Annotated in this window: 12 protein-coding genes; 7 read left to right on the forward strand and 5 right to left on the reverse strand. The window is 61.8% G+C overall.

Translation table 11 applies throughout. The annotated features are described in order from the left end of the window. The coding region (locus tag AYR66_RS07430) for a sigma factor-like helix-turn-helix DNA-binding protein (RefSeq protein ID WP_272938325.1) at positions 1-562 on the forward strand (562 nt) is incomplete at its 5' end. Here AYR66_RS07430 and AYR66_RS07435 read toward each other — a convergent pair. Beyond that, positions 559-1,590, reverse strand: a complete 1,032-nt coding sequence (locus AYR66_RS07435; RefSeq protein WP_234814848.1) for an AraC family transcriptional regulator — start codon at positions 1,588-1,590, stop codon at positions 559-561. The genes AYR66_RS07430 and AYR66_RS07435 overlap by 4 nt on opposite strands. Positions 1,591-1,744: 154 nt before the next feature. On the opposite strand from AYR66_RS07435, the gene AYR66_RS07440 reads away from it, so the two are divergent. After that, positions 1,745-2,521 (forward strand): crotonase/enoyl-CoA hydratase family protein, encoded by a 777-nt coding sequence (locus tag AYR66_RS07440; RefSeq protein ID WP_088706978.1) that lies wholly within the window; start codon positions 1,745-1,747, stop codon positions 2,519-2,521. Between the two features lie 243 nt (positions 2,522-2,764). Here the strand turns inward: AYR66_RS07440 and dcd are convergent, their stop codons facing one another. The 3 genes from dcd to hrpA all read right to left on the reverse strand — a co-directional run bounded on the left by dcd (position 2,765) and on the right by hrpA (position 8,845). After that, positions 2,765-3,331 carry a dCTP deaminase gene (dcd, locus tag AYR66_RS07445; protein WP_088706979.1) on the reverse strand — a complete coding sequence of 189 codons (567 nt, stop codon included), beginning with the start codon at positions 3,329-3,331 and terminating at the stop codon, positions 2,765-2,767. Positions 3,332-3,483: 152 nt separating this feature from the next. Beyond that, on the reverse strand, positions 3,484-4,809 hold the full coding sequence (locus AYR66_RS07450; protein WP_088706980.1) for an NAD(P)/FAD-dependent oxidoreductase: 1,326 nt from the start codon (positions 4,807-4,809) through the stop codon (positions 3,484-3,486). A gap of 175 nt (positions 4,810-4,984) precedes the next feature. After that, entirely contained in the window at positions 4,985-8,845 is a 3,861-nt protein-coding gene (gene hrpA / locus AYR66_RS07455) for an ATP-dependent RNA helicase HrpA (RefSeq protein ID WP_170942093.1), read from the reverse strand. 25 nt (positions 8,846-8,870) lie between these two features. Between hrpA and argA the strand changes: the two genes are divergently transcribed. Together argA and AYR66_RS07465 are read left to right on the forward strand one after the other, a co-directional pair. Beyond that, positions 8,871-10,181, forward strand: a complete 1,311-nt coding sequence (argA, locus tag AYR66_RS07460; protein WP_088709673.1) for an amino-acid N-acetyltransferase — start codon at positions 8,871-8,873, stop codon at positions 10,179-10,181. 56 nt (positions 10,182-10,237) lie between these two features. Continuing rightward, positions 10,238-10,510, forward strand: coding sequence for an oxidative damage protection protein (locus tag AYR66_RS07465; protein ID WP_088706982.1), 273 nt, complete (start codon positions 10,238-10,240; stop codon positions 10,508-10,510). 63 nt (positions 10,511-10,573) lie between these two features. Here AYR66_RS07465 and rpiA read toward each other — a convergent pair whose 3' ends face one another. Then, positions 10,574-11,245 (reverse strand): ribose-5-phosphate isomerase RpiA, encoded by a 672-nt coding sequence (gene rpiA / locus AYR66_RS07470; RefSeq protein ID WP_088706983.1) that lies wholly within the window; start codon positions 11,243-11,245, stop codon positions 10,574-10,576. 154 nt (positions 11,246-11,399) lie between these two features. Between rpiA and AYR66_RS07475 the strand changes: the two genes are divergently transcribed. The 3 genes from AYR66_RS07475 to AYR66_RS29425 form a co-directional block, all read left to right on the forward strand. Beyond that, positions 11,400-11,762: a response regulator gene (locus AYR66_RS07475; protein WP_088706984.1), complete on the forward strand. Its 363-nt coding sequence runs from the start codon at positions 11,400-11,402 to the stop codon at positions 11,760-11,762. Beyond that, a complete protein-coding gene (locus AYR66_RS07480) occupies positions 11,762-12,376 on the forward strand; it encodes a chemotaxis protein CheX (RefSeq protein WP_088706985.1) in 615 nt (204 codons plus the stop codon). The genes AYR66_RS07475 and AYR66_RS07480 overlap by 1 nt, the downstream gene beginning before the upstream one ends. Before the next feature lie 2 nt (positions 12,377-12,378). After that, a partial coding sequence (locus tag AYR66_RS29425) for a PAS domain-containing protein (protein ID WP_206047098.1) occupies positions 12,379-12,783 on the forward strand: 405 nt, incomplete at its 3' end.

A 12,783-nucleotide genomic window follows, 5' to 3' on the forward strand; every position in this document is an offset into this window, starting at 1 on the left:
CTCGCTCGCGCTGCTCTGGACGCTAGAGCGCCTCGGCGCGGAAGAGCGCGCAGCCTTCCTGCTGCGCCAGGCCTTCGACCAGGACTATGCCGATATCGCCGCGCTGCTCGGGAAGTCGGAAGCGAGCTGCCGCCAGCTGGTTCACCGCGCCCAGGAAAAAGTGCTGGATGCGCGCCCGCGCTTCCAGGCCACGCCCGATGCGCACCGTGCGCTGCTGGCTGCCTTCATGCAGGCGGCGGGCCGCGCCGACCGCGATGCGATGAAGGCGCTGCTTTCCCCGGACGTCAGCCTCGTCAGCGACGGTGGGGGCAAGACACCGTCGTTCCATCGCATCCTCCGGGGCGCGGGACGCATTGCTGGCGTGTTCTGGTCGGTCGAGCATGCTAACCAGGGTCAGGTCGAATACAGGATGGCGCGCATCAACGGCGAGGCCGGCCTGCTGCGCTACGTCAACGGGAAAATCGAGTCGGCGCAATCCTTCCTGATTGAATCCGGAAAAATCGTCGCCGTGTTCGTCGTGCGCAATCCGGACAAGCTCGCGGGCGCGCCCCGAGAACTTTAAGCCGAACGCGATCCCTTCCGGTATGCGGTCGGCGTACTCCCGGTCCACTCCTTGAAGGCGCGGCAAAAGGCGGCCGGGTTGGAAAAGCCCAGGTCCAGGGCAAGGTTGGTGACCGGCACATCCGAGTGCGTGAGCCGGTGGATCGCGATGTCCCGCCTGAGCGCATCCTTGATCTGCTGAAAATGCGTTTCCTCTTCCGCGAACTTCCTGTTCAGCGTCCTTACGGAAAGATGCAGTGCCTCGGCGACATGCCGGATGGTGACCGCCTGGTCGAGCCGGGGCTCCAGGAACGCGCGTGCCCTCGCACTCATGGAGCCGCGATGGAAGGAGCTGAACGTCCAGTCCTCCGGCGCCCGCTTCAGGAATGACCACAGCTGGTGCCGCTCGCGATTGAAGGACGATGCGCAGTCCTGCTCCGCGAGATAAATGCTGCTTTCGTTCGAATCGAAGCATACCTCGGCTGGATAGAGAAACACATAATCGTCGGCATGCGCCGGGCGGGGAAACGCCAGCTCGATGCGCAGGATATGGATATCCCTGCCGAGCAGCCAGGAGGAAACGCCATGGACCAGTTTCATCATGAGTTCATGGCCGAGCAACCTGGCCGGCGCATCCGGGCGCCTCTTCACCAGCGCAATCCTGACCCATTCATTCCGTCGCGACATCTGCAGGCGGTAGTCGTCGAGCAACAGGTTCCAGAAGCGTACGAAGCGGTAGAGCGCCGTCTGTATCGTCGGGGCGTCGAGCAGGCTGAGCATCAGGTATTTCAGCGTGCCACTTCGAATGGGACGCGACCACAGGCCGAGCATCTCGTCATCGAGTATCGCCGCGACGGACTTGTACAACGCGACGAACTGAGGTCGCGTGATGCGCGCCTCGGGCCGCGCAAGCAGGGGCAGCGGGATCCCCGCTTCCGCCAGGACCGCGCAAGCAGCATCCATGCCGTGCCGGGTCTGTACGAACGCCAGCATTTCGCGCATGAAATGCGCGGAAACGGTAACGGAGGTCTGCGGTGCAGCTTTGCTCATACTGAAAATTATGGCGCATTTTGTATATCTGTTGGCGTGATCCGCCAACTTTGGAAAGAATCGGGATCTAGACTAGCTTTTAATTAGTTGGCACCCTTTCGTTCGATCGATGAAAGGGAATGGCGCGTTTTGTTAATTATCAAGGAGACCGGCGATGATCTACCAAAGCTTTGAAACACGCATGGAAGGTGCCGTAGCAGTCGTGATGCTGAACCGTCCCGAGCGCCGCAATGCGCTCGACGAACAAGCCGTCGAGGAACTCGAACATTACTTCTCGCGGCCGCCGGCCGAGGCACGCGCCATCGTACTGGCCGCAAAAGGCCCGCATTTCTGTGCCGGGCTCGACCTGAAGGAGCACCACACGAAGGAACGCAGCCCCGCGGAGTTCATGCGCGTATGCCAGGGCTGGCACCGGGCGTTTGACCGCATACAGCACGGCGGCATTCCGGTCGTCGCCGCCTTGCAGGGCGCGGTCGTCGGCGGTGGACTGGAATTGGCCGGCGCCGCGCATGTGCGGGTAGGCGACCGCACTGCCTATTTCGCCCTGCCGGAAGGCCAATGGGGAATTTTCACCGGCGGCGGAGCGACGGTGCGGGTGGCGCGCCTCATCAGCCCCAACAGGATGATCGAACTGATGTTGACGGGACGCGTGATGCAAGGCGAGGAAGGCATGCAGACCGGCCTCCTGAACTACCTGGTGGAACCCGGAAAGGCATTCGAGCAGGCGATGTCGCTGGCGCACAAGATCGCCTCCAACGCGCCGCTCTCGAACTACTCGATTGTCGCGGGCATCAACAAGATTTGGGACATGTCGGCGAACGATGGGCTGTTCACCGAATCGCTGCTGGCCGCGCTCGTGCAAACGAGCCCGGAAGTTCAGGTGAGACTGCGCGAATTCGTGGAGAAACGTGCGACCAAGGTCGCGGCCTGACACGACTTACATTTGGCAACAGCTATCGCAGTTCGGAAACAACCGTTTCGGCATTTGTCCCCCATCATCACTCTGGACACGCATGCAAATCCAAAGCTCCAGAGAAGGGCCGCTTCCCCGCACGGGAAGCTTGGGTTGGGGGCAGGATGGTTGAAGTACTGCTGACGTATAGCGAACACCCTACCCCTTACCTGTCCCTCCCCTCGCATGGGGAGGGATTTTTTTTTGCCTGTCCGGGGAGGATCAGGTCTTCGGCAGGGTCACGCCATGCTGGCCCTGGTATTTGCCGCCGCGGTCCTTGTACGACACCTCGCACTCTTCATCGCTCTCGAAGAACAGCACCTGCGCGCAGCCTTCGCCCGCGTAGATCTTCGCCGGCAGCGGCGTGGTATTGGAGAACTCCAGCGTTACGTAGCCTTCCCATTCCGGCTCGAATGGTGTCACGTTCACGATGATGCCGCAGCGGGCATAAGTAGACTTGCCGAGGCAGATGGTCAGCACCTTGCGCGGGATGCGGAAGTATTCAACTGTGCGAGCCAGCGCGAAGGAGTTCGGCGGGATGATGCAAACATCGCCCTTGAAATCCACGAAGGACTTCTCGTCGAAGTTTTTCGGATCGACGATAGTGCTGTTGATGTTGGTGAAGATCTTGAATTCATTGGCGCAGCGGATGTCGTAGCCGTAGGACGAGGTGCCGTAGCTGACGATCTTCTGGCCGTCGACATGGCGTACCTGGCCGGGCTCGTACGGTTCGATCATGCCGTGTTCCTGGGCCATGCGGCGGATCCACTTGTCGGATTTGATGCTCATTGTTTTCGCGGGAGAGGAGGATTGCGGGGCGTCGCAAGCGACGAATTCCCGCGATTTTACGCGAAAACCCCCTGCCGGCCATCAAACTTGCAGGCCGACAGGGCGGAATTGACCTGGATCAGGTGCGGTAGCAGGGACTGTTATCGAATCGTCTAGACCGCGTGGCGGAAAACCTCCGGCCGGCGCACCATCGGCTGATGGAACGATGACGCTTCGTCCACATATTGCTGCTCGACGCAGGCCACATAGGCTTCCTTCAAACGTGTCGGATCGTGCAGGAGGCGGTCCTTCCACTCGCCGAGATGGACGTGATTGCGAATCAGGCTGCGCAGGATGGCGGCGTGCTCGGTGATCCCCACCGCATTGCAGCCGACAAGAACATCCCTGAAAAACTCCAGCCGCAGATAGCGGTAATTGCGCTCGTCGGCGACTTCCACCCATTGCCCGCCGCGCACACCCTGCCAGTTGCCGAAGGAAGAGGAAATCAACCCGAGCGTATCGACCACGTCGATCTGCCGCACCCCACGCTGGAAGGCATGGCGCCCCGTCATGTTCAGCGCCGCGCAATACGCCTGGTCCGCCGCGTTTGGCTGCACACCGGATATGACGGATTGCCCGGTCACGCTGTCGAAGGTTTCCGCGCAGTCGCCGGCGGCATAGATACCCGCCACGTTCGTCTGCATCGTCGAATCGACCACCACACCCTGCTGGCACCGGATGCCGCTGCCCTTGAGGAAGGAAACATTGGGCATCGTTCCGACGCAATAAACGACAAGGTCGGCGGCAATCTGTTCGCGGTTCGACAATCGCACAAGATGGACGGGCCCCTCGCGCGTCAGGTCGCTGCTGCCGATGGCAACGACCCGGGTCGAGGTGAGCACCCGGATGCCTTTGCGCTCGCACCAGCGCTGCACGAGGTCGCCCGCTTTCTTGCCCATCATGTTGGGCAGCATGCGGTCACGCCTTTCAACCACCGTCAGGTTGACGCCGCGTGCAAGCAACGCTTCCATCACGATGCAGCCGATGAATCCCGCCCCGATCAGGATTACGCGCGATCCGGGCTGCGCGAGGGACTGGATGCGGCGCGCCTCCTCCAGCGTCCAGCAGGCGTGCACGCCGGGGAATCCGATGCCGGGAATGACAGGAATACGCGGCGATGCGCCGCTAGCGATCAGCAGTTTGTCGAATGCGATTGCGCTGCCGTCTTCCATCTTGACGGTGCGCGAGCGGCCGCTGACATGCACCGCGCGGCCATAGGCGAGATCGATGCGCAGACGCGAAAAATAATCCCTGTCGCGCCGCAGGTGCGTACCCGCTTCATTGATGTCGGCGGCCAGAAATTGGGGAATCGCCATGCGCGAATACGGCACTTCCGCTTCGTCGCCGATGACCGTGATCTCGTCATCGGGTGCATTCTTGCGTATCGTCTCGGCGGCGATGACGCCGGCCGGGCCGTTGCCGATGATGACGTGCTTCATGCGCACGCTCCGTGCAGCTCGCAGTACGCTTCAGTGCCTGGTCTTCGCATTTCCTGCTCCCAATCGGATAAGGATGTGTGAAGCCACTATATCGGCGGCACAAAGTTATCAATTGAACAATATCAACCGATCCGCATTATTGCTGGAAAGCTGCGCAAGAGAAATAACGTCAGGTTCAACGCTGCATGGACTCCCACACCTTCTGCAGGCGCTTCACGGACACGGGCATCGGCGTGCGCAACTCCTGCGCAAACAGGGACACGCGCAGCTCTTCCAGCAGCCAGCGGAATTCCACCATCCTCGGATCTGCACTTTTCTGGCGATCCTTCAGCGCGCGTTGCCAGGGTGCCGCGACCTGCGACCACTCCGCCATCAGGCGCGCGTCACGCGCAGGGTCGGCGCGCAGCTTTTCGAGGCGCACATTGATCGCCTTGAGGTAGCGCGGGAAATGCGCGAGCTGCGTGTAATCGTTGTCCGCGATAAAGCGCTTGCCCACCAGTGCCTGCAACTGTGACTGCATGTCGGCCGCGCTCTGAGCGTGCGCCTTCGCGCCCTGCAGCTTCTTCGGCAGGGTGTAGTACTCAGCGAGCACCTGCGCCGCGAGCCGTGCAATTTCGTTCACCAGCAGCCCGAGGCGCGCCTTGCCTTCATCCTTGCGCTTGTGGAATTCCTCGGCGCTCTTCGGCAACGGGTCTTGCAGGCAGGCGCGTTCCAGCCCGGCCTGGATGATCTGCTCGCGCAGTTCTTCCTGCGTGCCAAGCGACATGAACTGCATGCCCATCTGCTGCAGGTTGGGAACGTTCTTCTCGAGGTATTTGAGCTGCTCCTTCAGCTGCAGCGAGAACAGCCGGCGCAGGCCGTTACGGTGCACGCGCGCGGCTTCCGCCGGGTCGTCGAACACTTCGAGGTCGCAGTGCGACTGCCGGTCGACCAGCGCCGGGAAGCCGATCAGTGTCTGCTTGCCCTGCTGGATTTCCAGCAGTTCGGGCAGTTCACCGAAGGACCAGGTGGTCAGGTTCTGGAATTCGGACACGGTTGCCGCCGGTGCCTCCGCCGGCCCCGACTTGGCGCCCTGCTCGGCGGGCGCGATCGTCGTCTTTTCCGCCAGCTTCTGGAATTGCTCGCGTGCCTGGCCGCCGAACTCCGCCTGCAGCGAAGACAGGTTGCGGCCCATCTCGAGCTGGCGTCCATGCTCGTCCACCACCTTGAAATTCATGAAGTGGTGGGCCGGCAGAGTCTCCAGCTTGAAGTCGGTGGTCTTGACTGTCACGCTCGTCTGCTCGCGCACGTCAGCGATCACCGCGTCGATCAGGTTGCCCTTGCCGAATTCGGCGCGATCGCAAAATCCGGCCGCGTAATCGGGCAGCGGCACGCAGTGGCGGCGCAGCTTCTGCGGCAGCGATTTCAGAAGCAGGTGCACCTTCTCCTTCAGCATGCCGGGCACCAACCATTCGCAACGTTCGGCCGAGACCTGGTTCAGGGCGAACAGCGGAATCGTCATCGTCACGCCATCGCGCGGGCTGCCCGGTTCGAAGTGGTAGGTCAGCGTCATCGCCACGCCTGCCACCTGCATCGTCTTAGGGAACAGGTCCGTTGTCACGCCGGCGGCTTCGTGCCGCATCAGGTCGTCGCGGTTCAGGTGCAGCAGCTTCGGATTCTTCGCCGTCGCTTCCTTCAGCCATTTCTCGAACGCGATACCGGTATGGACATCCTGCGGGATCAGCTTGTCGTAGAAAGCAGCAATCAGCTCCTCGTCCACCAGCACGTCGAGGCGGCGTGACTTGTGTTCGAGGTTCTCGATCTCGCGCACCAGCTTCTGGTTATGCGCGAGGAAAGGCGCGCGCGTGTCGAACTCGCCCGCCACCAGTGCATCGCGAATGAAGATCTCACGCGCCTGCGCCGGATTGATCAAGCCGAAATCGATCCGGCGCTGGTTGTAGACCACCAGGCCGTACAGCGTCGCGCGTTCATAAGCGGAAACCTGGGCGGTGCGCTTTTCCCAACGCGGATCGCCGTAGGATTTCTTCAGCAGGTGTCCGCCGACACGCTCCAGCCATTCGGGCTGGATCTGCGCAATGCAGCGCGCATACAGGCGCGTCGTGTCGACAAGTTCGGCGCCCATGATCCAGCGCCCCGCCTTCTTCGCCAGGTGCGAGCCCGGCCAGATGAAGAACTTGATGCCGCGCGCGCCGAGATAGTGCTGCTCGTCGTCCATCTTGTAGCCAACGTTGCCGAGCAAGCCGGTCAGCAGCGCGGTATGCAACTGCTCATACGTGGCCGGCGTTTCATTGAGCCGCCAGCCTTGCTCGCGCACCAGCGTCAGCAGCTGTGAATGCACATCGCGCCATTCGCGCAGGCGCAGTTGCGACAGGAAGTTCGCGCGGCAGTTATCCATCAGCTGCTTGTTTGATTTCTTGTGCTCGATGGCGTCCTCGAACCACTTCCAGATCTTCAGGTAGCTGAGGAATTCGGACTTCTCGTCGGCGAATTTCTTGTGCGCGTTATCGGCGGCCTCCTGCGCTTCCATCGGACGGTCGCGCGGGTCCTGCACGGAGAGTGCCGACGCAATGATGAGCACTTCGTTCAGCGCGTGGTTGTCGCGCGCGGCCAGGATCATGCGGCCAACGCGTGGGTCGAGCGGCAGCTTCGCCAACTGGCGGCCGAGTGCCGTGAGCTGGTTGGCATCGTCGACCGCACCCAGTTCCTGCAGCAGCTGGTAGCCGTCGGCAATCGCGCGGCCCATCGGCGGCTCGATGAACGGGAAGGTTTCGACATCGGTCAGCCGCAGCGACTTCATGCGCAGGATGACCGCGGCGAGCGAAGAACGCAGGATTTCGGGATCGGAGAATTTCGGCCGCTGCAGGTAGTCCTGCTCCTCGTACAAGCGGATGCACACGCCCGCCGCCACGCGGCCGCATCGGCCCGCACGCTGGTTGGCCGCGGACTGCGCCACCGGCTCGATCTGCAATTGCTCGACCTTGTTGCGGTAGCTGTAGCGCTTGACGCGCGCCAGGCCGGTGTCGACGACGTAGCGGATACCCGGCACCGTCAGCGAGGTTTCCGCGACGTTGGTGGCCAGCACGATGCGTCGCGCATTCGACGGCTTGAACACGCGTTCCTGTTCCTGCACCGACAGACGGGCGAACAGCGGCAGGATCTCGACATGCGGCGGATGATGTTTGCGCAATGCTTCAGCGGCATCGCGGATCTCGCGCTCGCCGGGCAGGAAGACCAGCACATCGCCCTGGCCGAGGCGGGCCAGTTCGTCCACCGCGTCGACCACCGCGTCCATCAGGTCGCGTTGTTCCTTTTGTGCGGAAGGCTTTCCTTCCGGCTTGTCGGACGGCTCGACCGGACGGTAGCGTACCTCCACCGGGTACAGGCGGCCCGACACCTCGATTACCGGCGCAGGCTTGTCGCCCCGGCCGAAATGCCGTGCGAAACGGTCCGCATCGATGGTCGCCGAGGTGATGATTACCTTCAGGTCCGGCCGCTTGGGCAGCAGCTGCTTCAGGTAGCCGAGCAGGAAGTCGATATTCAGGCTGCGCTCGTGCGCCTCGTCGATGATGATGGTGTCGTACTGCCTGAGCAGCGGATCGGTCTGCGTTTCGGCCAGCAGGATGCCGTCGGTCATGAGCTTGACCGAGGCGCCCTTCGACAGCGTATCCGTGAAGCGCACCTTGAAGCCGACATGCTCGCCGAGCGGCGAGCCGATTTCCTGTGCAATGCGCTTGGCGGTCGAGGACGCCGCGATCCGGCGCGGCTGGGTATGACCGATCAGGCCCTTCTGGCCGCGGCCGAGTTCGAGGCAGATCTTGGGCAACTGCGTCGTCTTGCCCGAACCAGTCTCGCCGCTGACGATGATGACCTGGTGCGCGCGCAGGGCGTCGGCAATCTCCTTCCGCCTGCCCGAGACGGGCAACTCTTCGGGGAAGGTAATCGGCGGCAAGGGGTTGCGGACGACGGACTCGACGGGCTTGCCCTCGGGCCGGCGCGGCTTTGGGGGACTTTTTTGGGCGTGTTCGGGTGCAGACATATCGGGGCGAATTATAATGCGCGTCATGGAAAACCCTATTCAATTCGTTCAGTGGCTGCGCTCGGTCGCGCCCTACATCCATGCCTTCCGGGGAAAGACCTTCGTGGTCGCCTTCCCGGGCGAGCTGGTGATGTCGGGCGCCCTGCCGGTGCTGGCCCAGGACTTGTCCCTTCTGCATGCCATGGGCATCAAGGTCGTCATCGTCCACGGCTCGCGGCCGCAGGTGGAGGAGCAGCTCGCGCTGCGCAACCTCACCGCGCGTTACCACAACGGCCTGCGCATCACCGACGCGGCGGCGATGGAGTGCGTCAAGGAAGCGGCCGGCGAACTGCGCCTCGACATTGAAGCGGCGTTCAGCCAGGGTTTGCCGAACACGCCGATGGCCCATTCGGCGATCCGCATCATTTCTGGCAATTTCGTCACCGCGCGGCCGCTTGGCGTCATCGATGGCGTCGACCTCGAGTTCACCGGCATCGCGCGCAAGATTGCTTATGAGACCATCCATCCGATCCTGAGTGCCGGCGGCCTCGTGCTGCTGTCGCCGCTGGGCTTCTCCCCCACCGGCGAAGCATTCAACCTTGCGATGGAAGACGTGGCCGTAGCGGCAGCCACCGCGCTGCGCGCCGACAAACTGATCTTCATCACCGAGACACCGATGATGTCGGACCTCGAAGGCCGCGACGTACGCGAACTCACTGCAGCGAAGGCGGATGCGCTGCTCAAGAGCAGTGTGCTGCCGCCGGATTCCGCCTTCTACCTGCAGGCTTGCGTGAAGGCTTCCCGCGCTGGCGTGCCGCGTGCGCACATCGTTCCGTTCGAGCTCGACGGCTCGGCCATGCTGGAAATCTTTACCCACGACGGCGTCGGCACCATGGTCAGCACGGAAAACCTGGAAACCCTGCGCGAAGCGACCATCGAGGACGTCGGCGGCATCCTGAAGCTGATCGAACCCCTCGAAGCCGATGGCACCCTCGTCAAGCGCGGCCGCGAACTGATCGAGCGGGAAATCGAGTATTTCTCGGTGATCGAGCACGACGGCGTGATCTTCGGCTGCGCGGCGCTGTATCCGTTCCCGAAGGAAAAGATGGCCGAAATGGCATGCCTGACCGTCAACCCGGAAGTGCAAAGCCAGGGCGACGGCGAACGCATCCTCAAGCACATGGAAAACCGCGCACGCGCGGCAGGATTCGAGAAGCTTTTTGTGCTGACGACGCGTACGGCGCACTGGTTCCTCAAGCGCGGGTTCATGCACGCCAACGTGGACGACTTGCCGAAGGACAGGCAGCACATGTACAACTGGCAACGTAAGTCGCAGGTATTGATCAAGCAACTTTAAAACAATCGTTGCCTCCAATATGGCAACGCCCCTCAGATAAACAAGGAGTAAAAAACATGGCCCGCATGGTCCACTGCATCAAGCTGAACAAGGAAGCCGAAGGACTGGATTTCCCGCCCTACCCGGGCGACCTCGGCAAGCGCATTTTCGAGAACGTGTCCAAGGAAGCATGGGCCGGCTGGTTGAAGCACCAGACCATGCTGGTCAACGAAAACCGCCTCAACCTCGCCGACGCGCGCGCCCGCAAGTACCTCGCGACGCAGATGGAGAACCACTTCTTCGGTTCCGGCGCAGATGTCGCCACGGGTTACGTGCCGCCTTCCGAATAAGCGCGCCACTCCCGAAAAACAAAAAGCCCGGCGAACCGGGCTTTTTTAATGTCTGAAACGCTATCAGAACGTCAACTTCTTCACACCTTCCGCAGTGCCGAGCAGGCCGACGTCGGCGCCGCGCTGCGCGAACAGGCCGACGGTCACGACGCCGGGAATGTTGTTGATCTGTGCTTCCAGGCCTGCCGGGTCGGTGATCTTCAGGCCAACCACGTCGAGGATCATGCAGCCGTTGTCCGTCAGGAGCGGCTGGCCGTCCTTCATGCGCAGGCGCGGTTCGCCGCCGAAGGTCTTGAGCTTGCGCGCGACCGCAGCCTGCGCCATGGGGATCACTTCCACCGGCAGCGGGAAAGCGCCCAGCACATCGACCAGCTTGGAGCCGTCGGCGATGCACACGAACTTGTTGGCGACGGAAGCAACGATCTTCTCGCGCGTCAGCGCCGCGCCACCGCCCTTGATCATCGCGCCCTTCGGATCGATCTCGTCGGCACCGTCGATGTAGACGGACATCGAGTCGACGTCGTTCAGGTCGAAGACCGGAATGCCATGCGACTTCAGGCGCGCCGCGGTGGCTTCGGAGGATGCCACCGCTCCCTTGATGCGATCCTTGATCTTGCCGAGTTCATCGATGAAGAAATTCGCGGTGGAACCGGTGCCGACGCCGATGATTTCGCCGCTGGGTACATACTCGATGGCGGCACGGGCCACCGCCTGTTTCAGTTCGTCTTGGGTCATGGTGCATTGCAGTGAAAAGAGAAGCGATATTTTAAGCGCTGCGCTGTCTCAAAACCCTATTTTTTATCCGGTCGAACGTCCGTGCGGAAGTAATCGGGTGTTAGACTTACTCCAGAGCATTATTTTGCTTCAACACAAATAGACCAATGCGAAAATGACAACCGTTCTCGTGGTAGATGACAGCAAGGTATCCCGCTTGCTCTCCAGGCAGTTCATCCTCAACCGCCACCCCGACTGGACCATCGCCGAAGCAGCCAGCGGCGAAGAAGCAATCGACAAGCTGCAAACCGTTACCCCTGACCTCGTCCTGCTTGACCTCAACATGCCTGGCATGGGCGGTCTCGCCGCCGTGGACAAGATCCAGGCCAAGTGCCCCGCTGCGCACATCACGCTGCTGACCGCGAACGTGCAGGACGCCACCCGCGAAAAGGCCAAGGCGCTGGGCATTGAATTCGCCGAAAAGCCGATCACCGAAGCCTGCATCGACGGCATCATCACGGTCTTCAAGAAGCAGTAATGTTCCAGCTCACCGAACTCCAGCACGACGCCCTGGTTGAGATTTTCAACCTTGGAGTGGGCCGTGCGGCGGCGGCGATGAGCCGCATCGTCGGCGAAGAAGTCTCGATGTCGGTGCCCATGATTACCTTCCAGAGCCGATCCGAAGTCGCCAAGACCCTGGGCAGCGCAGAAGGCCGCCGCATCTCGGCAGTCGCGCAGCATTTCGAAGGCGCGTTCAGCACCGAAGCCTTCCTGATGTTCCCGGAAGACAAGAGCCTGGAAATCGTCCGGCTGATGGTCGGCCAGAGCATGTCGCTGGAAGAACTCAGCGAGATGGAACAGGAGGCGATGAGCGAGATCGGCAACATCATCCTCAACTCCTGCATGGGGTCCTTCGCCAACGCGGCCGGCAAGGAATTGCGCGGCTCGCTTCCGACCTACATGGCCGGCACCGGCGACGTCATCCTCGGCATCTCCGGCAAGGAGTGGGACGGCGTGGTGCTGACGCTGAAGATCGACTTCAACATCGAGCGCCACCACATCTACGGCTATGTCGCCTTCCTGCTCGACATGCCTGCACTGCACGACCTGCAGCACTATATCGATGATTACCTTGCCAAGCTGATGGGCTAGCCATGCAACTCAGCTTGTTACAAGGCGTTCTGAAAACAGTCAGGGCCGGCATCATTGTGATCGATGCCGAACAGCGCATTGTCATCTGGAACCAGTGGATGGAGCAGCATTCGCAACTCGCATCCGCGAACATCCAGGGCAAGACTTTCGCAAGCGTCTTCCCGGACATGGTCGATGGCCGCACACACGTCGCCATCCGCGCCGCACTGGAAAACAACTTCGCCTCCCTGCTGTCGCAAACCCTGAACAAGGCGCCCTTCCCGCTTTTCGCCAATCCAGCCGATGCGGCTAACAGTGTCCGGATGCAGCAGGCGGTGCATGTCATGCCGCTGGAAATCGACAGCCTGCCGCGCCACTGCGTGGTACAGATCAGCGACGTCAGCATGGCGGTAGCGCGCGAGAAGAAG

This window comes from Noviherbaspirillum denitrificans (assembly GCF_002211445.1).
Taxonomy (GTDB): Bacteria; Pseudomonadota; Gammaproteobacteria; order Burkholderiales; family Burkholderiaceae_D; genus Noviherbaspirillum; species Noviherbaspirillum denitrificans.

Excerpts from the sequence above, each read along its gene's own strand:
- hrpA (WP_170942093.1), bottom strand. The coding sequence starts at position 8,845 with ATGTCTGCACCCGAACACGCCCAAAAAAGTCCCCCAAAGCCGCGCCGG.
- rpiA (WP_088706983.1), bottom strand. The coding sequence starts at position 11,245 with ATGACCCAAGACGAACTGAAACAGGCGGTGGCCCGTGCCGCCATCGAG.
- AYR66_RS07440 (WP_088706978.1), top strand. The coding sequence starts at position 1,745 with ATGATCTACCAAAGCTTTGAAACACGCATGGAAGGTGCCGTAGCAGTC.
- AYR66_RS07465 (WP_088706982.1), top strand. The coding sequence starts at position 10,238 with ATGGCCCGCATGGTCCACTGCATCAAGCTGAACAAGGAAGCCGAAGGA.
- argA (WP_088709673.1), top strand. The coding sequence starts at position 8,871 with ATGGAAAACCCTATTCAATTCGTTCAGTGGCTGCGCTCGGTCGCGCCC.
- AYR66_RS07435 (WP_234814848.1), bottom strand. The coding sequence starts at position 1,590 with ATGAGCAAAGCTGCACCGCAGACCTCCGTTACCGTTTCCGCGCATTTC.
- dcd (WP_088706979.1), bottom strand. The coding sequence starts at position 3,331 with ATGAGCATCAAATCCGACAAGTGGATCCGCCGCATGGCCCAGGAACAC.
- AYR66_RS07480 (WP_088706985.1), top strand. The coding sequence starts at position 11,762 with ATGTTCCAGCTCACCGAACTCCAGCACGACGCCCTGGTTGAGATTTTC.
- AYR66_RS07475 (WP_088706984.1), top strand. The coding sequence starts at position 11,400 with ATGACAACCGTTCTCGTGGTAGATGACAGCAAGGTATCCCGCTTGCTC.
- AYR66_RS07450 (WP_088706980.1), bottom strand. The coding sequence starts at position 4,809 with ATGAAGCACGTCATCATCGGCAACGGCCCGGCCGGCGTCATCGCCGCC.